Here is a 26,184-nt window from a genome sequence, read left to right as displayed (position 1 = left end):
AATGAAACTTTTTGTTACAGAGATAGCTAAATATTTGATAGCTCTTTTACTTCTTTTTTATACCGCTGATTCCTTCGGCGCGCTTGCAAAGCCGTATGAGAGCGACAGAAAGCTTATATATACCAGGCAGATAGGCTGTATGTTCGGAGTTCAGATAACCTGCTTTATACAGATATTGGCAAGAACGGGAAAAGTATCCTATCTTTTATTCTTTCTATTTCAGATAGTTATATTTGCTTCGGTAATCATGCTTTTTTATATTATTTATCCGGACGCAAACAAGCTTGTCATCAATAATATGTGTATGCTTTTGATGATCGGAATCATCATGCTTACAAGGCTTTCTTATGAGAAGGCGATAAAGCAGTTTGTTGTTGTTTCGACATCTATAGTGTTAGGCTTTTTTATTCCGGAACTGATTTTCAGATTAAATGTCATAAAGCGCTACGCATGGGTATTTGCGGCAATAGGCGTTACGATGATCGGTATAGTTCTGGTTCTCGGAACCGCAACAAACGGATCCAAGATCACATACACGATTGCGGGAATAACCTTCCAGCCTTCGGAATTTACGAAGATTATTTATCTGCTCTTTTTGGCGGGAGCGTTATTTAGGGCAAAAGAACTGACGGATCTGATAAAGATCGCGGGAGTTGCAGGAGTACATGTAATTATCCTTGTTCTGTCAAAAGACCTTGGAAGTGCGCTTTTGTTCTTTATTGTTTTTCTTGCACTTATATATATTGCGACGAATAATATCGGATATCTTATCCTGGGACTTGGATTCGGGTCGGCGGCGAGCGTTATTGCTTACGGACTCTTTTCACATATACAGGTGAGAGTTAAGGCATGGCTCGATCCGTTCGGGAATATTGAGAGTGCCGGATACCAGCTTGCACAGTCGCTTTTCGGAATAAGCAGCGGAGGTGCTTTCGGACTTGGACTTTACGGAGGAGCGCCACAGTCGATTCCTTTCGTTGAGCAGGATTTCATTTTCTCGGCGATCGCGGAGGAATTTGGAATCGTATTTGCGGTTATAATGACACTTATATGTCTGAGCACATTTATGCATATCATGTATGAAGGATATATGATGCATGACAAGTATTACAGACTTTTGTCATGCGGAATCGGTGTGTCATACATTTTCCAGACGTTTTTAACTATAGGAGGAGGCTCCAGATTCATTCCTCTTACGGGTGTAACACTTCCTCTTGTAAGTTACGGCGGATCGTCCGTAATGGTTACGGTTATCATGATGATGATATTTGAGGGGATTTGTCTTGTGAAGAATTTCGAGGAAGCGGAAGACTACATGAGACACGATAGACCAAGAGGAAACAAGAGGGATTATTATTACGATGAGAGAAACGAGAGATACGAGGAGGACTACTAGAGATACAAGGTCGTCACAACCGACATCGATAATTGTACTTTCATTTATCTATTTGGCGTTGTTTGTGTCAATGCTTGTATTTATCGCGTATTCCGCTACTGTAAATAAACAGAAATATATGAATAACAACTTTAACACCAGACAGAAGATACTGACTGCCCAGAATACACGAGGCAAGATCTTATCAAGAGACGGTGATGTTCTTGCGGCCACCAAGACGGGCAAGGACGGCAAGGAAGTAAGAGAGTACCCTTACGGAAAAGACTTTGCGCATGTTGTAGGTTATTCATCACACGGAAAAGCAGGTGTTGAGCTTATTTCCAATTATTATCTGATAAATTCGGGGATAGATCTTTCTCAAAAGGCAATATATGATGCCAAAAAGAAGAAATTTCCCGGAAACGATGTGACGACGACTCTTTCTGTTGAGCTTCAGCAAATTTGCAGTGATGCAATTCCTTCGCCGAGAAAGGGCGCGATAGTCGTATCGGATCCAAGAACCGGTGAGATACTTGCGATGGTATCAAAGCCTGACTTTGATCCAAACAATATTCAAGATGATTGGAAGAGTTATCTTGAAGACGATTCAGGAGATGCAACTTTAGTAAACAGGGCAACTCAGGGTCTTTACCCTCCGGGTTCCACTTTTAAGATTGTTACTTCACTTGCATATTTAAGGGAACATCCCAAGGATTACAATGATTATAAGTTTACCTGTAAAGGCAGGGTTTCCGAGGGCGATAACACGATATCGTGTTACCACGGAGAAAAGCACGGAAAGCTTGATCTTTATACGTCTTTTGCGAAATCATGTAATTCTTCGTATGCGAATATAGGTGTAAATTACATCGATCAGCATACGTTTAATGATGTTCTTAAAAGTCTTATGTTTAATGATAAGCTTCCTATTGATCTTACATATTCAAGAAGTAAGGCGAGGTATAAAGACGGAATGTCAAAGGGAGATGTTATGCAGCTTGCCATCGGTCAGGGTGCTACAACGGTTACTCCCATGCATATGAATATGATAACTTCTGCGATTGCCAACAAAGGGATTCTTATGAAGCCTTATCTTGTTAAAGAAGTCAGAACTGCCGACGGCAAGGTTTTGGAGTCTTATGATTGCGAAGAAGTTAAGAGAATGATGAGCGAAGAAGAGACTGAAATCCTTACAGAGATGATGACACAGGTTGTAGAGAAAGGAACTGCGAGCAAATTAAAAGGCCTTTCCTACACTGCGGCAGGAAAGACCGGTTCTGCTGAATTTAATTCATCAAGTTCTGATTCGCATGCTTGGTTTACGGGATTTGCGCCTGCCGAGAATCCTCAGATATGTGTTACTGTTATCGTTGAGGATGCGGGAAGCGGCGGAAGCTTTGCCGTACCGATTGCCAAAAAGATCTTTGATGCATATTTTAAATTAAGATGATAATTCATCAGTAAACTTCTTCAATTGCAAATCTGTAATCCATCGAAAGATCAAGTGGAGCATTGTTTTCATTTAAAAGTATTATGGGATGGGAGAGCGCGTGTTCATTTATACGGATAACGGTTCCTCTCTTCCCATTATTTAATTTAATGCTAAATCCAAGCTGAGAATTTGCAATGCGCAAAAGAATCGCGTTGAGTGCTTCGTAGTCGAATTTATGGAAACCTTGCGCTTCGTAGTTTGCAATGATCTGAAATGCATTTAATTTTCTTCTGTAATTTCTTTTTGAAGTCATTGCAACATATGAATCGACGATTGCGATGTACTTGGCGAATCTGTCGATACTGTCACTGTGAAGACCCGCAGGGTAACCTGTTCCGTCACATCTTTCGTGATGCTGCATCGCAGCGTTCAAAACATGCTCATTAAAATCACCCATATTTTTAAGGAAATCATATCCGATAACGGTATGCTGGATGATTATCATATATTCTTCCCTTGTAAGACGCTGTGGCTTTGTCAGAATCTGAGTGGGAATACTGAATTTACCTATGTCATAGACAAATGCGCACTGAATAAAAAGCAGCTGATCTTCGGCGGAAAGACCTATAAAAGATCCGAAAACTCCCGCGATAAGAGCTGATTTTAAACAGTGATGAAGGATCATATCCTCATCATCCGCAGGTGACAGATTATAAAGATATTCAAGGAGCTGCTCACCGCTTGCAACAGAAGAGATGACCGAGTTGTAAACATCTATGAGCTGCTGCATGATGATAGGCTGGTGAGATGTGATCGCACCCATCATATATCCCTTGAATACTGGGAAATAAACATTATAGATTGATTCAAATTTTTTAAAACCTTCTGAAATACGAACTTTATCATTGTGCGTTGTAGCAAAGTCGGCTTCTTCTTTTATCGGTACAGCCATAATGGACTGCCGGGTGAGCCTTTCGATGATCGTTGCATCTATCTTCGTGTTTGCGGCAACAATTATCTCGTTCCTATAATTCAAAATATTTTCTGCGGCTACCATACCGGGTTTTAATTCCATCCTGGCAACGTACTTCATTTTAGTGACCTCCCGTCACACATTCCTGTGCATAATTCCATAAACGCCGCCCTTATGATAAAATAATAAGGATTTATAGCGCTTAATAATAATATACTTTTTCGTGTTATCAAGGTCAATTCATTTATCTTAGGGAGCTATGATATTTATGATAAAAAATGGATTCTGTAAATTTTATAAGAATCTGTATTGGGATGATACCATCAAAAACAGAAATTTAGTTAAGTGGCGTCTGTGCCACAACAGAAAGCAGCTCACAATTTTCTGCGTTGTGAGAGCTACAAACGGAATCGATCAGCTTGAGATCATTCACAATGCTTTTTTATCTCAGGACTATTACAGAAAACATCCGGCGTACATCTACGGTATCGCATCAGGTTATTCGGAGGCGCTCGATATTGTTATAAGAATCTCGGATGAAGCGCAGAAAGTGGGGAAGCCCGGGAATCTTTTGGATTATCTGGACAAAAAATAAATTAAACGGAGAAGTTTATGTTGGCGGTTTTTTTATCGGTATTGAAAGTGGTCGGCATCGTGTTGCTCGCGCTGCTTCTTATAGCTATATTGCTGGTTCTTCTGGTTCTTTTTGTACCCGTCAGATACAGAATAAAGGGAAATTATCCAAAGAGTATCTTTGAGGAAGGGCAGGGATTTGATAAGGATAAAGCATATTTGTCCGTGAATTTTTCCTGGCTTTTGCATGCGCTGTCGGGAAAGTTCCTGTATCCCAAAAGGCCCGAGTTTGTCATAAGGATATTCGGGATAAAGATTTTTCCGCGAAAAGAAAAGCCGGAAAAGGTAAAACGGAAGAAAAACAAAGATAAAGAAAATAAGAATGAAGAGAAGATTATTTTTAAAGAGGATTTCGTTAATAAAAAAGAGAGCTTTAATGACGAAAATACATCTTTAAGTGAACATATCGAAAACAATATTTCGGAATTTTATCAAGAAGATAATGAAATAACAGAAGAAAATATCGAAGATGACGATAAAGATACATTTTTCGACAAGCTGAAAAAGGTCGCAGAAACGGCTTTGGAGCTGATAAAAAAGCCAAAACATGTGTTTGAAAAAAATCGATATACAATATCTAGAGTTTGTGATAAGATAAGAATGATAAAAAATACTCTGGAAAATGATATTTTCAAGAGAGCTTACAGTCTTGTTAAGGAAAAGCTTGCACGACTTTTAAAAATGATCCTTCCCGACAAGAGCAGGATTGAACTGTATCTGGGAATGGGGGATCCCGCTACTGAGGCGGAACTTATGTCTGTTTACGGGATTTTGTATCCTGTTTTATATGACAAGCTTAAGTTCACGCCCGATTTTGAGAATAGGGCACTCGGTGCGGATCTGGATCTAAAGGGGCATATAACTGTTTTTACGGTTATATATTGTGTCGCTGTTTGCTATTTCAACAAGGATGTAAAAAAAGTAATAAACAGATTCAAGAAGATAATGAATTCATAAGGCAATTCTTTATCACCCGGAGGAGTAAATGGGAGACAACAATTTTGGCAGCGTGGTTGACTCGCTGCTTAAAGGTATGAATTCAATTCTTGCGACAAAGACTGTCGTGGGAGAGGCAACTAAGGTTGATGACACAGTGATCTTACCACTTGTCGACGTATCTTTCGGTGTTGGAGCAGGCTCCAGCGATGCGGACAAGAAGAACGGTGGAGCAGGCGGATTTTGTGCAAAGATGTCGCCAAGTGCCGTATTGGTGATCAAGGATGGATCTACTAAACTAGTTAATATCAAGAACCAAGATGCTGTAACAAAGGTTCTGGATCTCGTGCCCGATATTGTGGATCGTTTTTCCAAAAAAGAAGAGAACATGATGGATGATAACGCGGCAGTAGACATTGCTTTTCCCGAGAACAAGAATAAGGGAGAGTAAGTCTTAGGCTAGGGGGGGTCCTAATGGAAAAAAAGAGAGACATTGAAGACATTATTCTTAACGGGACAAAGGATGAACTTTCGGAACTCAGACTTTGGCTTTTCAAAGAAAGCGTAAGACTCGAGAATCAGGAGAGTTCACTTTCAGACCGTTACGCACGACTCGAAGCGGATGAGCTTTCGTTCAAGAACAGAGTCGATGCGGCAGAGAGGAAGCTGGAAACTGCTACAAAGCGCCTTGATAACGATCAGGCACTGTTTGAGCAGAGACTCAAAATTCTTAATAATGGCTTTGATCAGCTTAACAGCGACAAGAAAAAGCTGCAGAGTGAGTTTGTCAGACTTGAGAGGGAGAGAACTTACCAGCGCGAAATTGAGTATGATGCGGTTGACTGTTTGTTTAGAGGAGTCAATAGCGCACTTGCTCTTAAAAAGAGATACAAAGATCTGATGAAGATGTTTCATCCTGACAATATAAGCGGAGACCAGGACATGGTTCAGCTTATCAATCAGGAGTACAGTGAATTATGCAGACGTTATGACGTTAGCATGATTAACTAAATATAGTCTTCATAAAATCTTAAGTTGTTTGTTATCACAATATATGATAATGTAAACAAGTCATTGTTCCGTCTGTGAACAATGGCTTGTATATGTTTTCGGGGATATTTTGTTCCGCCATGTATTTGTTCCGGACAAAAGCTTATATGATGGCATTTTCGCCATAGATTCCAAAATAAAAAATTATAAAATTAAATCATTGACAAGAACGAACGTTTGTTTTATTATAAATTTTAGTTAGAACAGATGTTCTAGAAAAGGAGACCCGTATGGAGAGAGAAGAAAAACAAAAAGCACTTGAGGCAGCACTTGGTCAGATTGAGAAGCAGTTTGGTAAAGGCGCTGTAATGAAATTAGGTGATTCATCAGATACTATGAATATCGAAACAATTCCCACAGGCTCACTCAGCCTCGATATTGCACTTGGACTTGGCGGAATCCCCAAGGGAAGAATTGTTGAGATATATGGACCCGAATCAAGTGGTAAGACTACGGTTACTCTTCACATGATCGCTGAAGTTCAGAAGAGAGGCGGTATCGCAGGATTTATCGATGCTGAGCATGCACTTGATCCTGTATATGCCAAGAACATCGGTGTAGATGTAGATAATCTTTATATTTCACAGCCCGACAGCGGAGAGCAGGCTCTTGAGATCACAGAGACCATGGTTCGCTCGGGTGCTATTGATATAGTTGTTGTTGACTCGGTTGCTGCGCTTGTTCCGAAGGCAGAGATTGACGGTGATATGGGAGATTCTCATGTCGGACTTCAGGCAAGACTTATGTCTCAGGCGCTTCGTAAGCTTACTGCGGTTATCAGCAAGTCAAATTGTACAGTAATCTTTATCAACCAGCTCAGAGAGAAGGTTGGTATTATGTTCGGTAATCCCGAGACTACAACAGGTGGACGTGCCCTTAAGTTCTATTCATCCGTTCGTATGGATGTTCGCCGTATTGAAGCAATCAAGCAGAACGGTGAGAACACAGGTAACAGAACAAGGGTTAAGGTCGTTAAGAACAAGATCGCTCCTCCTTTCAAAGAGGCTGAGTTTGATATTATGTTCGGTAAGGGAATATCCGTTACAGGAGATATCCTTGATCTTGCTGCAAGCGTAGATATCGTTAACAAGAGCGGCGCCTGGTATCAGTACAACGGCGAGAAGATCGGACAGGGACGCGAGAATGCAAAGCTCTATCTTGAGAACAATCCTGAGATTCTTGCAGATATCGATGCTAAGGTAAGAGCATATTACAATCTTCCCGTAGACGTATCGGCAGCAAAGAAAACTGCTGAGGAACCTGCAACAAAGAAGACTAAGGCAGCGAAATAATGATCGTTTCAGATATATGTGCATTGGATAAAAAGAGATCCAAAGTATTCATAGACGGTGAATTTGGTTTTGTCTTATATAACGGTGAGCTCAGAGACTTTGATATTAAAGTCGGCAATGAACTTTCCGAAGATAAATATGATGAGATTATGTGCGGACTTCTGCCCAAAAGGGCGAAGCTCCGCGCTATGAATTTATTGCAAAAAAAGGACTACACGGAGAAACAGCTAAGAGATAAGCTTTCTGACGGTATGTATCCGGAGGAGTGCATAGATGCTGCGATAGATTATGTTAAGTCATTCAGATACGTGGATGATGAGAGATATGCGGGTGACTACATAACTTATCATATGTCAATGCGAAGCAGGAACAGAATTATTATGGACCTGATGAATAAGGGGATTTCCAAGGATATTATCCTGCAAAAGCTTGAAGAACTGTATTCTGAGTGCGGAGATGAGGCTGAAATTTCTCAGATCAAACAACTTCTTATCAAGAAAAAATATGATGCGCAAACGATTGACCATAAAGAAAAACAGAAACTTATTGCCTTTCTAATGAGGCGAGGGTACGATCTCTCTATGATTAAAAAGGCTATGGATAGCGGAATAACTTGACACTGCGTTTTATAGAATGTAAAATTTAAGTGTTGTAAAATTGTATTCAAGTGTGCATTTTTTTTGTGCACTATACAAAATATTGTACAATGAAAATTGAATAAGGAGGTGCTCCTGTAATGACTACTGTTATAGTTGCAGCAGTAACTCTTGTTCTTTCTGCGATTTTAACTTGGATTGTTTCTTCTGCTTATCAGAAAAAGGTAACAGAGGGAAAAATCGGAAGCGCTGAAGAGAGGGCAAGAAAAATTATTGACGAAGCACTCAAGACTGCCGAAGAAACGAAGCGTGAGAAACTTCTTGAAGTAAAGGAAGAGGCACTTAAAACACGTAATGAACTCGAGAAAGAAGTACGAGACAGAAGAAATGAAGTCCAGCGTACAGAGAGGCGTATTCAGCAGAAAGAGGAAAACGTCGAGAAACGATCTGAAGCGATCGAAAGGAAAGAGCAAAGTTTAAATGCGAGAGAGGACGCTTTAAACAAGAAGAATGAAGAGGTTACTAAGCTTAACGAACAGAGGGTACAGGAACTTGAGAAAATCTCTGGCTTAACCTCCGAGCAGGCTAAAGAGTATCTTTTGAAAATTGTCGAAGATGATGTAAAACACGAATCAGCTGTCATGATTAAAACCATGGAAGCTGAGGCTAAGGAAGAAGCTGATAAAAAGGCGAAAGAAATCGTTGTTAACGCGATTCAGCGTTGTGCCGCTGATCACGTCTCCGAAACAACAATTTCCGTTGTTCAGCTTCCCAATGATGAGATGAAGGGTAGAATCATCGGTAGAGAGGGAAGAAATATCAGAACTCTTGAAACAATGACCGGTGTTGATCTTATTATTGATGACACACCTGAAGCTGTAGTTATTTCGGGATTTGATCCCATCCGCCGTGAGGTTGCGCGCATTGCACTGGAGAAATTGATCGTTGACGGTCGTATTCATCCCGCTAGGATTGAGGAGATGGTTGAGAAGGCACAGAAAGAAGTTGCTGCCAAGATCAAAGAGGAAGGTGAAAATGCTGCCATTGAAGCCGGTGTTCACGGCCTCCACCCAGAAGTTATCAAGATTCTTGGTCGTATGAAATTTAGAACAAGTTACGGCCAGAACTGCTTGAAACATTCTGTAGAGGTTGCTCAGTTATGTGGACTTTTGGCGTCGGAACTTGGTCTCGATGTCAGAGTTGCTAAGAGAGCAGGACTTTTGCATGATATCGGTAAAGCTGTTGATCATGAGCTTGAAGGCTCACACATTCAGCTTGGTGTAGATATCTGTAGAAAGTATAAGGAATCACAGACTGTTATTAACGCAGTAGAAGCTCATCATGGTGATGTTGAGCCTCAGTCACTTATTGCTATCCTTGTTCAGGCTGCCGATACAATTTCGTCAGCTAGACCGGGCGCAAGAAGAGAGACTCTTGAAACTTACACATCTAGACTTAAAGAACTCGAAGATATTACCAATAGCTTTAAGGGTGTTGATCACTCTTTCGCTATTCAAGCCGGCAGAGAAGTCAGAGTAATGGTTGTTCCTGAGCAGGTTTCAGATTCAGACATGATACTCATGGCTCGTGATATTGCTAAGAAGATTGAGGATGAAATGGAATATCCCGGACAGATTAAGGTTAATATCATCAGAGAGAGTAGAGCAACTGATTACGCTAAGTAATGCTGTTTCTGAACATTATTGGGTAAATGTAGTGGAGAGGCTATTTTGCGAAAGCAAGATAGCCTCTTTTTGAGTAGAACGCTTATGGAGAATTAAATATATATGTTGCCTGTTGAATTTAAAAACAGAATGAAAGATCTTCTGGGTGATGAAGATTATGAACGTTTTATTGAGGCGTTTGAAGCTGATAACAGATATCATGCTTTAAGGCTCAATACTTTAAAGGTTAGGGAAGATTTTATTGATAAGCTCGAATGTATAACAGAGCAGGTTCCGTGGGAAGAAACGGGATATTATTACAGTGCCGATTTCACGCCGGGTAAACATCCGTATCACGAGGCAGGGCTTTATTATATTCAGGAACCCAGTGCAATGGCTCCTGTGCATTTCCTTGATCCAAAGCCCGGGGAGAAGATTCTTGATCTTTGTGCTGCACCCGGTGGTAAATCCACTCAGATTGCATGCAAACTTGAGGGCAAAGGTCTTTTAATTACAAACGAGATAAATAAGGACAGAGTGAAGATACTGTCTTTGAATATAGAGAGACTTGGCATTTCCAATGCAATGGTCTTAAATGAAACGTCTGAACATTTAGCAGACTATTTTTACGGTTATTTTGATAAAATATTGGTGGATGCTCCTTGTTCCGGCGAAGGCATGTTTAGGAAGAATGATAACGCGGCCGATGAATGGAGCGTGGATAATGTGCTTCTTTGTGCCGAGAGGCAGGCGGAAATACTTGATAATGCCGCTGCAATGCTTGTTCCCGGAGGTACGCTTGTCTATTCGACGTGTACTTTCTCAAGGGAAGAGAACGAGGATAACATTGAAGCATTTTTGAGCAGACATAATGATTTTAAGTGCGAACTATCTAAGAGACTCTTTCCTCATGAAGTTAAGGGGGAAGGGCATTTTCTGTGCGTTCTTAAAAGAGACGGTGAGAATATCTCGGTTAAGAACGGCTATGTTCCCGGAGGCAGGATAGTGCATGCAAGGAAAGAACAGGTAAAGGTTCTTGAAGCTTTCCTAGTTGAGACTTTTACGAAAGATGCCATAGACAGGCTCTTTGACAGCAAAGTTATATTTATGTTCGGAGATCAGATGTATGCGGCTCCAAAGGACATGCCATCTTTTGAAGGGCTTAAAGTATTACGTCCGGGGCTTCATTTGGGAACTCTTAAGAAGGATAGATTTGAGCCTTCACATGCTTTGGCGCTGTTTTCGAAGCCTGAAGATGTTAAACTGTCATATGAGATCGCATCCAATGATGACAATATCAAACAGTATCTGAACGGCCAGACACTTCGCGTATCGCGAACGGGCAATAAGGGATGGTGCCTTATCACAACGGACGGATATAGTATAGGTTGGGCGAAGGAAGCCGGTGGAATGCTCAAAAACCACTATCCAAAAGGGCTTCGAATTAATTACTAAAATAAAAACAGAAGGAATAATCTAAGAATGAAAAAACTTCTTGTATATCTTAGAGATTACAAAAAAGAAATAGCGCTCGGACCTTTGTTTAAGCTGTTGGAGGCATCTTTTGAACTTATGGTGCCTCTTGTTATCGCAGCAATGATAGATAAAGGTATTGAATTAGGGGATAAGTCATATGTAATTAAAATGTGCATGATACTTATCCTTTTGTGCGTTATCGGATGTATAAGTGCGATAACTGCGCAGTTCTATGCGGCTAAGGCTGCGGCCGGCTTTGCTAAGAAGGTTAAAAGAGCTCTTTTTAACAATATTCAATCGTTGTCGTTTTCGGATATGGACAGGATTGGCACATCTGCGATGATGACCAGGATGACAAGTGACATAAATCAGGTTCAGCAGGGCGTTAATCTTACGATCAGGCTTTTACTTAGATCGCCTTTTATTGTCTTTGGCGCAATGATCATGGCATTTACGATCGATGTAAGACAGGCGCTTATTTTTCTTGTGACGATAATTCTGCTTTTTGCGGTTGTCGGCGCAATCATGGGATGGAGCATTCCGAAGTACGGCGAGATCCAAAGTAGACTCGATACCGTATTGAGGCTCACAAGAGAGAACCATACGGGTGTCAGGGTTATCCGTGCTTTCGGACTTGAGAACGAGGAAAAAGATAAGTTTCATAAGAGCAACGATTCGCTTATGGAGCTTCAGAGCTTTGTCGGTGGAATTTCTTCGCTTATGAATCCCGTTACTTTTGCAATCCTTAACATTGCGCTTTTGTTCCTGATTTATAAGGGTGGAATATATGTTGAAGCGGGCGAGATGACAAAGGGTGAAGTTGTTGCGCTTTATAACTACATGTCCCAGATTCTTGTAGAGCTTATTAAGCTTGCAAATCTTATTCTTACCATCACCAAGTCAATCGCATCAGGAAACAGAGTTCAGGAGCTTATTGAGCTCAAATCTTCCATGGCTGACGGAAACGTTGATGCATTTGATGAAACGGATGAACACGTTGTGTTTAATGATGTTTCAATGAGATATGAAGGTGACAGTGAGGATTCGCTTGAGAAGATAAATCTCACGGTAAAAAGAGGTGAGAGAATCGGAATTATCGGAGGGACAGGTAGCGGAAAGTCTACGCTTATTAACCTTATTCCGAGATTCTATGATGCCCGCGAGGGTAGTGTTATAATTGACGGCAGAAATGTCAAAGAATATAAGCTTGATGCTCTTAGAGAGAGAATCGGTATCGTTCCTCAGAAAGCGGTTCTTTTCCACGGAACCGTCAGGGACAATATGCGCTGGGGTAAGAACGATGCGACGGATGAAGAGATTTATGAGGCTCTTCGCATTGCGCAGGCTGAAGAGATTGTTAAGGGAAAAGAGAACGGACTTGATCATATGGTATCGCAGGGAGGAAAGAACTTCTCGGGCGGTCAGAAACAGAGACTTACCATTGCGAGAGCGCTTGTAAGAAAACCTGAGATACTTATTCTTGATGATTCGGCTTCTGCGCTTGATTTCCTTACTGATAAGAATTTGAGAAAAGCAATCGGCGAGATGAAGGATGCGCCGACTACTTTTATTGTGTCTCAGAGAACGTCCGCTGTTCACGACTGTGACAAGATACTTGTTCTTGAAAACGGCGCGGTTGTCGGAATGGGAACGCATGACACGCTCCTTGAAACTTGTGACTTATACAAGGAAATATATGAATCTCAGTACAAGAAGGAGGGAGCGGTATGAAAAAAGGAACGCTTAGAAAGGTGCTTCATTACGCAGGAAAGTACCGTGGACTTGTCTTTTTGTCACTGATACTTGCTGTTATTACTGCAGCACTTGCACTTTATATCCCTATTCTTGCCGGAGGAGCGATCGATCTTTTGGTCGGAAAGGGAAACGTTGATTTTGGCAAAGTCATGGCGGTTCTTATGAAGATGCTTGCGGCTATCGTATTTACCGCAATCTGCCAGTGGGTGATGAACAAAGCAAATAATGCGATCACTTTTAAAGTTGTCAGAGACGTTAGGGCGGAGGCTTTCGATAAGCTTCAGACGCTTCCCTTTGAATATCTTGATAAAGTACAGACGGGCGAAATAGTGAGCAGAATAGTGGCGGACATAGATCTTTTTGCGGACGGGCTTCTTATGGGCTTTACGCAGCTCTTTACGGGAATAGTGACTATTCTTTTTACGCTTGTATTCATGTTCTATCTGAATTTCAGGATTGCGATAGTTGTAGTTGCTCTTACGCCGCTTTCTCTTATTGTTGCGAGAGTAATTGCGGATAAGTCGTTCAAGCTCTTTAAACTTCAGAGCGAAGCAAGAGCAGATCAGACTTCGTTTGTTGACGAGATGATAGGTAATCTTCAGGTTGTTAAGGCGTTTGCTCATGAAGACGAGAATATGGAGTATTTCGATGAAGTGAACGGAAAGCTTGAAGATGCTTCGGTTAAGGCGGTTTTTGTTTCTGCGATAACAAATCCTGGAACAAGATTTATAAATAACCTTGTTTATGCTTTCGTTGCGCTCTTTGGCGCGTTTGCTTGTATCGGCGGCGGAATGACGGTTGGCGGACTTACGATCTTTTTGAGCTATGCAAATCAGTATACTAAGCCGTTTAATGAGATTTCGGGAGTTGTTACCGAACTTCAGAATGCGCTTGCCTGCGCAAGACGTGTCTTTGACCTTATTGAGGAAAAGAGCGAGGAGAAGGATAAAGAGACGGCTCCGGAGAAATTTACCGCTGAGGGTGTTGTGGATATAAGTGATGTTTCTTTTTCCTACGATAAGAAAAAGAAGCTTATTGAGGATCTTGACCTTAGTATCGTTAAAGGCCAGAGAGTTGCGATAGTAGGACCTACCGGAAGCGGAAAGACGACGCTTATAAATCTCCTTATGAGATTCTATGATGTCGACAAGGGTAGCGTTAAGATTGACGGCTATGATATCAGGGATATCAAGAGACTTGATCTTAGGGATAATTTCGGAATGGTGCTGCAGGAGACGTGGCTAAGGCATGGAACTGTCAGGGATAATATCACTCTCGGAAGAAAAGATTTTTCTGATGAAGAGATAATTGCTGCGGCTAAGGCAACTCATGCACACAGCTTTATAAAGAAGCTTCCTGAGGGGTATGACACAGTGATTTCGGAAAACGGTGGAAACCTTTCACAGGGACAGAAACAGCTTCTTTGCATTACCAGAGTTATGCTAAACATCCCTCCGATGCTGATTCTTGATGAGGCGACATCTTCAATCGATACGCATACCGAGATGAGAATCCAGAGGGCGTTTAACAAGATGATGAAGGGCAGAACGAGTTTTATTGTTGCGCACAGACTTTCAACCATTGTTGAAGCGGACGTGATTCTTGTCATGAAGGACGGACATATCCTTGAGCAGGGCAAGCATGAAGAACTTCTTGGTAAGAAGGGCTTTTATTACGAATTGTACAACAGCCAGTTTGCGTAAAATGTGATGTTTGCTACAATGTTTTTCAATAATGACCTGTTTTGTGTCGGAATTGTTGTATAAAGATGCCAGGATAGCACATATTTACTATGGCTCAATATTTTATAGTTATTTTTCGAACTATGTAATAGAATTAGAATGGATGTATTTATGAGGCATCATGTTTAATTACTGATATGAGGGGAATTTATGAGATCAAAAAAGAAAATAAAGAGACCTGTTTTTGTTATAGGACACAAGAATCCCGATACGGATTCTATCTGTGCTGCGATCACATATGCGAAGCTTAAGAGTGAGATAACAGGTGATGAGTATATCGCGGGAAGAGCGGGGCACCTTAATGAAGAGACGCAGTTCGTGCTGTCTCATTTTGGGGTGCAGATTCCTGTTTATATTAAGGATGTCAGGACTCAGGTAAGAGACATGGAGATCAGGATGCTCGAAGGAATAGGGGCGGATCTTTCTCTTAAGAAAGCCTGGGCTGAAATGCGTGACGCTGAGGTTGTGACTTTGTGCGTTACCGAAAATGATGAAGTAAGCGGAATAATAACTACAAACGATATCGTTGAGACATATATGGATGTTATAGATCCGGGAATTTTGTCTTCTGCAAAAACGTCGTATCAGAACATTGTCGAGACACTTGACGGTGAGCTGATTGTGGGCGATATCGGAGATACTCTTGATAAGGGAAAAGTTGTGATTGCTGCGGCAAGTCCTGATATGATGGAGAATTTCATCGAAGAGGGCGATGTTGTTATTCTTGGAAACAGATATGAGACGCAGCTTTGTGCGATTGAGTTAAATGCAGGATGTATCATAGTCTGCGAGGGTGCGGATGTTGCCAAGACCATTCAGACACAGGCAAGAGAGCACGGAACCAAGATAATCACAACTCCGCATGACACCTTCGTTGTGGCAAGGCTTATCAATCAGAGTATGCCGATAAGCTATGTTATGAAAAAAGACAATGTCGTTTGCTTCCACATGGACGACTACATTGAAGATATTCAGGAAGTTATGGCTTCCATGAGACACAGATATTTCCCTGTACTTGATAAGAATGAGCACTATGTCGGAATGATCAGCCGAAGAAACTTCCTCGGTGCGAAAAAGAAGCAGCTCATTCTTGTGGATCACAACGAGAAGAACCAGGCTGTTAACGGTGCGGATTCTGCGGATATTCTGGAGATTATCGATCACCACAGACTGCGCACGATTGAGACATCGGGACCTGTATTTTTCAGAAACCAGCCCCTTGGCTCAACATGCACGATCATTTATCTGATGTACAAAGAGTACGGAGTTGATGTTGATAAGGTTACAGCCGGACTTCTTCTTGCTGCGATCCTTTCCGATACACTTATGTTCAGATCGCCGACTTGTACGAATATTGACAAGAAAGCGGGAGAGGAACTTGCTTCGATAGCGGGCGTTGATTACGAGGAATTTGCAAAAGAGATGTTCCATGCGGGATCCAACCTTAGCGGCAAGACTGCAAGCGAGATCCTTCATCAGGATTTCAAAAAGTTTACAGTCGATGATATGAACATCGGAATCGGTCAGATTAATTCAATGAGCTTTGAAGAGCTTCTTGAGATAAAAGACAAGGTTGAACCTGAGCTTAAGAAAGCTGCGGAAGACGATGGTCTTGATATGCTGTTCTTCATGCTTACCAACATAATCGACGAGTCTTCGGAAGTTCTTTTCACCGGCTCAAAGTCGCAGTATACCATTAACAGCGCCTTTGGCATAAATGTTTCCGGCGACAAAGCAACACTTCCGGGTGTTGTTTCACGTAAGAAACAGCTGTTACCTGCGATTGTTGAGGCGATACAGAACTGATCGTATTGTGCAGTGGTTTGGTTGTGATAGTGATTTATATGATACTAAGAGCCGTTACTTTATGTGGCGGCTTTTAATTTTTGATAAAAAAGTGAGCTTTTGAGCAAGCTTTTGCTACTTCTCAATAATGATTTTTTATAACAAATAATGAATAAGCCTCTTGATTATAAATATTCTCTATGATATAGTAATAAAGCTGTACGTCAGTACAGGCATAGAAAGAATGCCGGCATGTCGGAATGGCAGACGATGCAGACTCAAAATCTGTTGTGGGTAACCACGTGTGGGTTCAAGTCCCACTGCCGGCACTAAAATATCCGCTTGGATAGGGGACTTTAAAATTTTGTGGGGCTTTTCGTAGTACCTCGGTAAAAATGAATATGATTATAAAGATGATAACTACGCTGTTTAAACTACAAACATGCATAGTTATTTTTTTATAAAATTTTATGGAATTATTGAGCTGACTGTTTAAGAAAGTTGGTTGCGATATGGAATTTTACGAAATAACTTTAAAAACTGAATATTCGCAAAGTGAATATCCGGATAAGCAAAAGGATATCGAAAATATAAATAAGATCCTTGAGACATATGGGCTTAAGGTTGATAAGGTGAAAGAAAGAGCACAGGTTATTAGATACATAATACATGTTCCTTTGGACATCAAACGTCAAGGATGGGTCAAGTGTGCTTGGGAGGATATTATAAATAATATAATTGCTACACTTGGAACTGATAATATAGTGATTTTAGAAAAAGAAAATGATCTTATTATAGAACGCAGAGGAATGTTTAATGTTATTCCTTTTGGAGCGCTTTATACATCATATTTTGATGATGTTACACCGATATCATCAGCTGTTTTAGGGCTTAATAAGAAAGAAGATACTGTATATTTTGATATTGGGAAAACCTCTAATGTGCTTATTGCAGGCTCAAATGAAAGTGATAAAACAGAAACGATGAATTCTATTATTGCGTCACTTTTGATGCATAATATTTATTCTGCTCCGCCCGGCTTAAAGACCATAATTGATATAATAGATATGAATGGAAAATATTCGAAGTATAATGATGCTTCGATTAAAATTATAGATGATGAATATGATGCATTTTTTTATTTGGACCAGTTATGCGTTGAAATGGAGGCAAGGTGTTCGGCTTTCGAAAAACATGGCTGTACTCATATTGATGAATATATTCAAAAAGGTTTTAAAATGGCGAGAAGAATTTGCATAATTGATGAATTTGCTGATCTTGTATTAAAGATTCGCAGAATTGAAGATTATGTTGTAAGACTTTCTCAAAAAGCACGAGCTTGTGGGATACATCTTGTGATAGGAACTCAGCATATAAGTCGCGATGTAGTGACTGAATCGATTAAAACAAATTTTTCATTTAAAATTGCACTCCATACCTCAACTGAAAAGGAATCTTGCATGCTTATTGATAAAAGCGGCGCAGAAAGGCTTTGGGGTAGAGGAGAAATGCTGATTAAAGATTGCGGAGAATCGCCTATACGAGTGCATGGTTGTCATGTTTTTGATGAAGATATAACTAATATGGTAAAACTTGCAGATGAAACTATAGTACGAAAAGTGCGCATTAAGTCTGAAAGCCCGGAAGTTGCAGTTAATACTTCAAATATAAAAAGAGAATTTGCTACGCGGTATGTAGTGTCTAAGAAAGTAGGATTTTTCCAAGGAATCAGAAATATTATGAATGCGCCGCAATGTACAACTCCAAGCGACTTTATGTTCTTTATATTGGATGATTGAACCGAACTTGCACCGTATATAATGCATGAGAATAAATTGTGCGGTGCGGGAAGTGATAAATATACCGTACAAAAATAATGTTAGAAAAATGTGCGGTGCAGAAAACGAAAAATACACCGTACAGAAATGATGCGAGCAAAATATGCGGTGCGGAAAATGAAAAAGGTACCGTACAGAGATAGTGCAAGAAAAATATACGGTGCTGAAAACGATAAAATGCACCGTACAGAACTTATACAAGCAAAATGTACGGTGCAGAAGGTTATTAGTCGTGATGATTCTTCAAACAAGCAAATTCTTTCTTGCTATATCTATAAATAAGCTTATTTCCTAACTTTATCTTTAAACAAGTAATAGGCCAGCACGTGCAGTGCCTGCTTGAAGTCACCGCCGTTGATTGCAGACAAGAGTTCAGCCTCAGTGAGCGTTACCACATTCAGAAACTCGGTTGCATCAAGCTCTTGCGAAGCGGAGAGCGTGCAATCTGTGGCGCAGTAGATGTGCACATTGCTGTTTGAGATAGTTGCATTTGCGGGAATGGTGAGAAGGTGTGTCCAGTTATCTGATGTGTAGCCTGTTTCTTCGCGGAGTTCGCGCTTTGCAGCTTCGAAGGCTTCGTCTTCGGTCGCAATGATATTATCTTTATTTATAGGCTCTTTTCCAAGGAAAGATGCTTTGGAATCCGATGCATCCGCAACATCCCCTTCTTTCGCATATTCAATCCCACCTGCCGGAAATTCCGTTGTAATCTCATCGATTCCGTGTCTGTACTGGCGGACGCAGATGTATTTTCCGGCTTTATCGGTTGCTACAACAAGAGAAAAACTGTGTTTTGAGTAGTTGTATACGGGTGAAATCGTCTGTCCGTCAGGGAGTTTGTATTCGTTTCTTCTAAAGTCAATCCATTGATCCTGGATGATATGTTCTTCATTTTTTAATTCCCAGTATAGTTTTTTCTCAAAATTGGTCATAAATTACCTCTTTTTTTCTAAATTTTACGCAATGTATTTTATCACAAATCAGGCATTTACTGATATAATATTTCGTAGGTATGGTTATTTCTATTTATGAGGCGGTGTAATATATGAAACTACTAGCAGTTGATAAACTTGTGCCCGGACTGATTGTTTCGGAGAATATATATACGATTGACGACAGACTTGTTCTGGCGAAGGGAACCGTTCTTGATGAGAAGGATATACTCAGAATCAAGTCACATTCCCTTTATAACATCTTTGTTGAAGACGACAAGCCGGTTGAACGTACTGAAAAAGAAGAAACAAATCCAGAGGACTTTTTATCATACTCAGAAAAACTTAAGAATTCTGAAGGGTTCATCAGATTTAAGCGCGACATAGAAGAGAAAGCCAAGAAACTCGAAGAATCCTTTAAGATGATCGCTAATGACGGAGCGCCTCTTGACGTAGAGAAGCTTACAGAACCTGTTTTCCACCTCTTTGTTGAGGCGGGCGGCACGGCAGGAGTGTTCGATATGCTCCATAATCTTAGAGATAACAGCGATGCGGTATTCATGCACAGCTTGAATGTCTCTCTTATAAGCAACACGCTTGCAACATGGATGAGACTTCCTGAAGATGTGGTTCAGGTTGTAACAGCGGGCGGACTTCTTCATGACATAGGCAAGATGCTTATGCCTCCGGAACTTCTTAACAAAAAAGCGGCTCTTACAGAATATGAAGAGCGCGTTATGAGAGATCACGTGACCAAGGGATATGAGCTTGTTAAGAATGAGGATATCGATCAGAGGATAAAGAACTGCATTCTTATGCATCATGAGTTCAAGGATGGATCGGGATATCCGCTTCATCTTAGCGGAGACAAGATTGATGAGGTGGTTTCAATCGTCACAGTTTCCAATATATACGATGAAATGACATCACGCAGGACCTACAGAGCACCGATATGTCCGTTTACCGTGATATCACAGTTTGAAAAAGAGGGAATCAACAAATTCGATCCCAACGTAATCATGACATTCCTTGGCAATATCGCAAATACATTCATTGCCAACAGAGTTATGCTTAATACGGGCCAGACGGGCGAGATTATTTTTGTCAACGCAGATCATCTTTCACGCCCGGTTGTAAAGTGCGGAGAGAACTACGTAGACCTTTCATCAAACAAGAGCCTGTCTATTGTTGCCGTTATTTAAATCATTGTAAATGAAATTTGTTTGTAGTATTCTGTATGTTGTAGAAATGGCTGTTGAGAGTACATTATGTTATACAACATATTGGAATTTTTGATATTTGTTATGCGGAGCCGAACATGACCTGTAAAGAAGCGGATAAACTTATTCCATTATTTTTAGACGATGATCTTGATAACCGTGAGCTTTCCGAGTTTCTCAGTCATGTTGAGACTTGCCCCGGATGTAAGGAAGAACTGACCATTCAGTTTTTGGTTAAGGTCGGTATGAAGAGGCTTGAAGACGGTAATACCTTCAATCTTCGAAATGAACTTGATGCTCTTTTACTTGATGCAAATAAAAGACTGACAACCAGGAAATATCTGGTGCTATCAAGCTATCTTTTGCAGGCTGTGGTTCTTGCTCTCGGAGGAACAGCACTTTTTCTCGCACTGTTTTTATGAAAAAAGATAGGAACATGTTTCCTATAGATCACAAAATAAGCACTATGTTGGGGAAAAAAGTCATTGAGTATTCACGTTATTGACGCTACAAATTTTATAAAGGATGCATTTTACGCCATGCCAGATTTTTCCGATGCTGAGGGAAATCGCATCAGTGGCGTTTACGGTGCAATATATAAGTTAAAGAGCATGCTTCCCGGAAATGAAGACGCTCTTTTTGCTTTTTCTTTTGAAAAAGATAATGAATCTGAATATACACCTGCGGTTCTCTATCAGACAGACAGGTTTAAAGATATTCTATCAAATGCCGGAGTGCCCGAACTTCTGGATGTATCAAAGGGAGCGGCCGGCTCGTCTGAACTTATTGCATATCTTGAAAGCGAACTTGTAAAGCTGTCGCCCACAGGTAAGGTAACCAAGACTCCACAGTTTGAACTTAATATTATTAAGACTTCGGATCTTAACGAGGTTGAGGAGATTTTCAAGAACGCGCATGAGTACGGCGCTAAGAGTAAGGATAATTATATCGGATATTTCCTCATGAGAGAGGGAAACAAAGATACAGCTTCCAAGAAAAAAGATACAGTCGGTATCGCACTTTGCTTTGATGAAAAGAGTGCTGTATATATTCCTGTAGAGAACTTCATTTCAGAGTCTTATATCGGAAATAAGCTTGCAGAGCTGAGTAAAGACTGCGCGCTTGTGACATTTGACATTAAGGACGGATATGATATTTTCGAGCCTTATGAGATAAGCGGCAGGACATCAGGATATGACGCGGAAGATACAAGCTATCTTACTTCACCGAAGTGCTTTGATACTCTGATAGGAGCTTATCTGTGTAATCCTATCAAGAACGACTACGCAATCGAAGATATTTCCAAGGAATATTTAAAGATTCCTTTTGATAAAAGAAGTGATGTATTCGGTAAGACGAGCATTAAAGAAGCGGATGCGGACAAACTTGCGGACTATGCATGTAAAGCGTCCTATATATGCAAGACTTCGGCTCCTCTTATAAGAGAAAAGCTTGCAAAAGCCGGCATGGAGAATCTCTTTTACTATATTGAGATGCCTCTTTCATACATACTCTTTGCAATGGAAAAAGAGGGTATCATAGCAAGGAAAGATGAGCTCAAAGCATATTCGGACAAGCTTGCGATCAGGATTGCAGAGCTTGAAAAGGCAATATATGAGGCTGCGGGATGCGAGTTTAATATAAACAGTCCCAAGCAGCTTGGAGAAGTCCTTTTTGAAAAGCTAGGGCTCCCTGCAGAGAAGAAGACAAAGTCCGGATATTCAACAGCGGCTGACGTACTAGAGAAGCTGGCTCCCGATAATAAGATTGTTGCAGATATTCTCGAATACAGAGGACTTGCGAAATTAAAGTCAACATACGCTGACGGGCTTGCGGCTTATATCGACAGTGACGGAAGGATACATACAAGCTTTAATCAGACTATTACCGCGACTGGAAGAATCAGTTCCACAGAGCCGAATCTTCAGAACATCCCCATGAGGACTGAAGAAGGAAGACTTATCCGTAAGGTCTTTGTTCCGAAAGACGGATATGTTTTCGCGGATGCGGATTATTCCCAGATTGAGCTTAGGATACTCGCTCACATGTCGGAAGATAAGGGGCTTATCGAGGCATACCACGAAGGCGAGGATATTCACAGAATTACGGCATCAAAGGTATTCCATGTACCGTTTGAGGATGTAACACCGCTTCAGAGACGAAATGCCAAGGCTGTTAACTTCGGTATCGTATACGGAATCAGCTCTTTTGGCTTGTCCCAGGACTTGTCCATTTCAAGAAGCGAAGCAAAAGAGTATATGGACAAATATTTTGAGACTTATCCAGGTGTGAAGGAATATCAGGACAAAGTGATCGCAAGTGCCAAGGAAACAGGTGTGAGCGACACGCTCTTTGGAAGAAAGCGTCCTATCCCCGAGCTTAAAGCATCTAACTTTAACTTAAGGCAGTTTGGTGAGAGAGTTGCGATGAATGCTCCCATTCAGGGAACTGCTGCGGATATTATGAAGATAGCCATGATAAATGTCTTTTTCAGGATAAAAAGAGAAAATCTCAAATCAAGGCTTATTCTTCAGATTCACGATGAACTTGTGATTGAGACGGCACCTGATGAGAAAGACACAGTAACAAATATACTTACACAAGAGATGGAGAGTGCGGCAGATCTTTCGGTTCCAATGGAAGTTGACTGCCATATCGGAAACGACTGGTATGAATCAAAGTAAGATGCAGAATAAAATACAAAAAGGCAAAACAAATATTATAGGTGTTACTGGCGGCGTTGGAGCCGGCAAGAGCACCGTACTTAAATACATAAATGATAACTATAACTGCAAGGTTGTCTATTCGGATGACGTTGCAAATGAGATCAAGAAGAAGGGGTATCCCGCATATGACGAGCTTGTGAGAGTTCTCGGGCAGGAAATCCTTGGCGATGACGGCGAGATTGATAAGGCTAAAATGGCGAATGCAATCTTTAAAGATGCAAAAAAACTTGAAAAAGTGAATAAAATTTTGCATCCTGCAGTAAATACATTTATTATTAATATAATAGATGAAGAGAGACTCAGAAACAGAATCGATTTTGTTTTTGTTGAAGCGGCTCTTTTGATCGAAAACGGATATAAAAATATTGTCGATGAGCTTTGGTATATCTATGCCGATGAAGATACCAGAAGAGACAGGCTCAAAGACACAAGAAGCTATTCAGACGAAAAGATTGACGGAATATTTGCTCAGCAGCTTGATGATGAGACATACAGACTAAATGCGGATTTTGTGATTGATAATAGCAAAGATTTAGAAGCAGCATCGGAACAAATTAACAAGAAACTTGGAGAGTGGAGAGAATGATGGCAAGTTTGGAACAGACAGATCAGAAAGTAGTATTTGGTCTTGATATCGGAACAAGAAGCGTGGTGGGAACTGTCGGATACATGAATGACGGACAGTTTAATGTTATTGCGCAGGCGGTCGAGAAACACCAAACAAGAGCTATGCTTGACGGACAGATTCACGACATCGGTAAGGTTGGCGCTACTATAAGAGTTGTCAAAGAAAAGCTTGAGCAGCAGACCGACATACATCTTACGGATGTTTGCATAGCGGCTGCCGGACGTGTTCTTCGTACTGTCAGAACTACATATGAGTATGAGTATCCGGAATCACATGATATTACGGATGAAGATATATATAACCTTGATTCTGCTGCGGTTCAGCAGGCTTATTCGGAATTCCTTCAGAAGAACACATCAGATCTTAAGTTCTATCTGGTTGGATATTCCGTAATGCACTATTATCTGGATGGATATCAGATCGCTAACCTTGAAGGACATAATGCTGGTAAGGTAAGTGTTGAGCTTATCGCTACATTCCTTCCGGATGACTGCGTAGACGGACTTTACAAAGCGTGCGAGAGAGCGGGCCTTAACGTTGCAAACCTGACTCTGGAGCCTATTGCGGCTATGATGGTTGCGATTCCCGACAGATTCAGAATGCTCAATCTTGCACTTGTTGACGTTGGTGCGGGTACATCTGATATCTGTGTAACCAACGACGGTTCTATCACAGCTTATGGTATGCTTCCTATAGCCGGTGATGATATTACGGAGATTATAGCTCAGCACTGCCTTGTTGACTTTAATCAGGCCGACGAGATCAAGATTGCGGCAAGTCACAACGACAGAGTTGATTTCATTGATATCATGGGTCTTCGTAAGACCATAACAGCCAAGGACATTGCCAAGATCATAAGACCTCAGGTTGATATGATGGCAAAAAAGGCAGCAGAAGAGATAAAGAGACTTAACGGTGATAAGCCTGTAAGCGCTGTATTCGTAGTAGGTGGTGGCGGATGCGTGCCCGGATATACCAAGGCTATTGCCAGAGAAATGGATATTCCCGAAGAGCGTGTTGCCCTTCGTGGTGAGGAAGTAATGAAGAGCATTACTTTCCTTAATAACGACGGTATCGAGAGAGACTCACTCCTTGTAACACCGCTTGGTATCTGTATCAGCTACTATGAAGAAGCAAACAATATTATCTTTGTTTCATTCAACGGCGAACAGACAAGAATTTACGATAACGGCAAGCTTCAGATCATTGATGCGGCTATGCAGGCTTCATTCCAGAATGAGGATCTTTTCCCCAAGAGAGGACAGGAACTTAGATATTTCGTTAACGGAAAAGAGAGAGTTGCCAGAGGTGAGCCCGGCGAGGCAGCAGTTATCACCCTTAACGGAAAGAGTGCGGACATTCATTCCAAGATCCGTGCAAATGATATTATTGACGTTACTCCTTCAACAGCGGGTGAACCCGGAAAAGCTGTTATTGAGAACATTCCTGAATTTAAGACTAAGTTCATGGTGAATGTAAACGGCGTAAATGTTGAGGCATCAAGATTCGCAACGGTAAACGGCGAGCCTCAGACTGCCCTTTACAGTATCAAGAACGGAGATGACATTCAGATACTTGATTACAATACCGTTGAGCAGGTTGCAGCTCTAATGGATATTGAAATTACTGAAGATACGTATATAATCGTAAATAATGAACACGGTGATAAGACTACTCCTGTCTATGAGAATTTCAAAGTTGAGTTCAAGGACAGAGAAGAAGCTATCATGGAATATTACAGGGATTTCCCTGATGCAGATGAAGTTGCCGTAAGTCAGGCTAATGAAGAAGCCTATGAAAGCGATGATTATGATATCAGGAAATTCGAAGGCAGAAGCGATGAGATGGGATATGAAGATCTTCCCGATGATGACGGCGAGTACCACAGAAGCGAAGAGTCTGTAAAGAATATTCTTGCAAGAGACCTTCATATCATGGTAAACAACGATGCCGTTACACTTCACGGTAAGCCTGAGTACGTGTTCGTTGACATATTTGATTCCATCGATTTCGACCTTACCAAGCCAAACGGTAGGGCAATCGTTACGACCTTAAACGGAAAGACTCCCGATTACTTGCAGTCTATCCACGAAGGCGACAAGATAGAAGTATATTGGAAGTAAGGGGACTA

21 protein-coding genes and 1 tRNA gene are annotated in these 26,184 nt (G+C 41.0%); 20 read left to right on the top strand and 2 right to left on the bottom strand.

From position 1 onward, the window contains the following. Position 1: 1 nt before the first annotated feature. Positions 2 to 1,396: an FtsW/RodA/SpoVE family cell cycle protein gene (locus BM398_RS01920; protein WP_092336178.1), complete on the top strand. Its 1,395-nt coding sequence runs from the start codon at positions 2 to 4 to the stop codon at positions 1,394 to 1,396. Then, on the top strand, positions 1,362 to 2,825 hold the full coding sequence (locus tag BM398_RS01915) for a peptidoglycan D,D-transpeptidase FtsI family protein (protein WP_092336177.1): 1,464 nt from the start codon (positions 1,362 to 1,364) through the stop codon (positions 2,823 to 2,825). Before BM398_RS01920 ends, BM398_RS01915 begins: the two co-directional genes overlap by 35 nt. A gap of 7 nt (positions 2,826 to 2,832) precedes the next feature. Here the strand turns inward: BM398_RS01915 and BM398_RS01910 are convergent, their stop codons facing one another. After that, positions 2,833 to 3,900 carry an HD-GYP domain-containing protein gene (locus tag BM398_RS01910; protein ID WP_092336176.1) on the bottom strand — a complete coding sequence of 356 codons (1,068 nt, stop codon included), beginning with the start codon at positions 3,898 to 3,900 and terminating at the stop codon, positions 2,833 to 2,835. Positions 3,901 to 4,048: 148 nt separating this feature from the next. On the opposite strand from BM398_RS01910, the gene BM398_RS01905 reads away from it, so the two are divergent. The 13 genes from BM398_RS01905 to BM398_RS01845 all read left to right on the top strand — a co-directional run bounded on the left by BM398_RS01905 (position 4,049) and on the right by BM398_RS01845 (position 18,508). Then, positions 4,049 to 4,375: a hypothetical protein gene (locus tag BM398_RS01905; RefSeq protein ID WP_092336175.1), complete on the top strand. Its 327-nt coding sequence runs from the start codon at positions 4,049 to 4,051 to the stop codon at positions 4,373 to 4,375. A gap of 17 nt (positions 4,376 to 4,392) precedes the next feature. Continuing rightward, positions 4,393 to 5,370 (top strand): hypothetical protein, encoded by a 978-nt coding sequence (locus BM398_RS01900; RefSeq protein ID WP_092336174.1) that lies wholly within the window; start codon positions 4,393 to 4,395, stop codon positions 5,368 to 5,370. 28 nt (positions 5,371 to 5,398) lie between these two features. After that, on the top strand, positions 5,399 to 5,800 hold the full coding sequence (locus tag BM398_RS01895) for a GerW family sporulation protein (RefSeq protein WP_026655033.1): 402 nt from the start codon (positions 5,399 to 5,401) through the stop codon (positions 5,798 to 5,800). 23 nt (positions 5,801 to 5,823) lie between these two features. Further along, the gene (locus BM398_RS01890; protein ID WP_026655032.1) at positions 5,824 to 6,360 is read left to right on the top strand and encodes a J domain-containing protein; all 537 of its coding nucleotides are present in this window, start codon (positions 5,824 to 5,826) and stop codon (positions 6,358 to 6,360) included. Between the two features lie 269 nt (positions 6,361 to 6,629). Then, positions 6,630 to 7,691, top strand: a complete 1,062-nt coding sequence (gene recA / locus BM398_RS01885) for a recombinase RecA (protein WP_034461987.1) — start codon at positions 6,630 to 6,632, stop codon at positions 7,689 to 7,691. Further along, complete coding sequence (locus BM398_RS01880; RefSeq protein ID WP_092336173.1) at positions 7,691 to 8,308, top strand: regulatory protein RecX; 618 nt, start codon at positions 7,691 to 7,693, stop codon at positions 8,306 to 8,308. The genes recA and BM398_RS01880 overlap by 1 nt, the downstream gene beginning before the upstream one ends. A 119-nt stretch (positions 8,309 to 8,427) precedes the next feature. Continuing rightward, the gene (gene rny / locus BM398_RS01875; RefSeq protein WP_092336172.1) at positions 8,428 to 9,972 is read left to right on the top strand and encodes a ribonuclease Y; all 1,545 of its coding nucleotides are present in this window, start codon (positions 8,428 to 8,430) and stop codon (positions 9,970 to 9,972) included. A gap of 102 nt (positions 9,973 to 10,074) precedes the next feature. Beyond that, a complete protein-coding gene (locus BM398_RS01870; RefSeq protein WP_092336171.1) occupies positions 10,075 to 11,406 on the top strand; it encodes an RsmF rRNA methyltransferase first C-terminal domain-containing protein in 1,332 nt (443 codons plus the stop codon). A 27-nt stretch (positions 11,407 to 11,433) separates the two neighbouring features. Then, the gene (locus BM398_RS01865; RefSeq protein WP_092336170.1) at positions 11,434 to 13,158 is read left to right on the top strand and encodes an ABC transporter ATP-binding protein; all 1,725 of its coding nucleotides are present in this window, start codon (positions 11,434 to 11,436) and stop codon (positions 13,156 to 13,158) included. Then, complete coding sequence (locus BM398_RS01860; protein WP_092336169.1) at positions 13,155 to 14,885, top strand: ABC transporter ATP-binding protein; 1,731 nt, start codon at positions 13,155 to 13,157, stop codon at positions 14,883 to 14,885. Before BM398_RS01865 ends, BM398_RS01860 begins: the two co-directional genes overlap by 4 nt. A 189-nt stretch (positions 14,886 to 15,074) precedes the next feature. Further along, on the top strand, positions 15,075 to 16,730 hold the full coding sequence (locus BM398_RS01855) for a putative manganese-dependent inorganic diphosphatase (RefSeq protein WP_092336168.1): 1,656 nt from the start codon (positions 15,075 to 15,077) through the stop codon (positions 16,728 to 16,730). Positions 16,731 to 16,955: 225 nt separating this feature from the next. Further along, a tRNA-Leu gene (locus BM398_RS01850) sits at positions 16,956 to 17,038 on the top strand. Positions 17,039 to 17,221: 183 nt separating this feature from the next. Continuing rightward, the gene (locus BM398_RS01845) at positions 17,222 to 18,508 is read left to right on the top strand and encodes an FtsK/SpoIIIE domain-containing protein (protein WP_092336167.1); all 1,287 of its coding nucleotides are present in this window, start codon (positions 17,222 to 17,224) and stop codon (positions 18,506 to 18,508) included. A 323-nt stretch (positions 18,509 to 18,831) separates the two neighbouring features. Here BM398_RS01845 and BM398_RS01840 read toward each other — a convergent pair whose 3' ends face one another. Continuing rightward, positions 18,832 to 19,479, bottom strand: a complete 648-nt coding sequence (locus BM398_RS01840; protein ID WP_092336166.1) for an NUDIX hydrolase — start codon at positions 19,477 to 19,479, stop codon at positions 18,832 to 18,834. A 113-nt stretch (positions 19,480 to 19,592) separates the two neighbouring features. Between BM398_RS01840 and BM398_RS01835 the strand changes: the two genes are divergently transcribed. The 5 genes from BM398_RS01835 to BM398_RS01815 all read left to right on the top strand — a co-directional run bounded on the left by BM398_RS01835 (position 19,593) and on the right by BM398_RS01815 (position 26,176). Continuing rightward, a complete protein-coding gene (locus tag BM398_RS01835; protein ID WP_092336165.1) occupies positions 19,593 to 20,681 on the top strand; it encodes an HD-GYP domain-containing protein in 1,089 nt (362 codons plus the stop codon). 116 nt (positions 20,682 to 20,797) lie between these two features. Continuing rightward, positions 20,798 to 21,121: an anti-sigma factor family protein gene (locus BM398_RS01830; protein ID WP_092336164.1), complete on the top strand. Its 324-nt coding sequence runs from the start codon at positions 20,798 to 20,800 to the stop codon at positions 21,119 to 21,121. 117 nt (positions 21,122 to 21,238) lie between these two features. Beyond that, a complete protein-coding gene (gene polA / locus BM398_RS01825; protein ID WP_092336259.1) occupies positions 21,239 to 23,383 on the top strand; it encodes a DNA polymerase I in 2,145 nt (714 codons plus the stop codon). Next, positions 23,370 to 24,011 carry a dephospho-CoA kinase gene (gene coaE, locus BM398_RS01820; protein ID WP_242949739.1) on the top strand — a complete coding sequence of 214 codons (642 nt, stop codon included), beginning with the start codon at positions 23,370 to 23,372 and terminating at the stop codon, positions 24,009 to 24,011. Before polA ends, coaE begins: the two co-directional genes overlap by 14 nt. Further along, positions 24,008 to 26,176 (top strand): cell division protein FtsA, encoded by a 2,169-nt coding sequence (locus BM398_RS01815; RefSeq protein ID WP_242949738.1) that lies wholly within the window; start codon positions 24,008 to 24,010, stop codon positions 26,174 to 26,176. Before coaE ends, BM398_RS01815 begins: the two co-directional genes overlap by 4 nt. Positions 26,177 to 26,184: the final 8 nt, after the last annotated feature.

It is taken from the genome of Butyrivibrio sp. M55 (genome assembly GCF_900116865.1).
GTDB lineage: Bacteria > Bacillota > Clostridia > Lachnospirales > Lachnospiraceae > Butyrivibrio.
The sequence above is the reverse complement of the archived record's forward strand: the minus strand, read 5'-3'. Positions and strand labels throughout refer to the sequence as shown.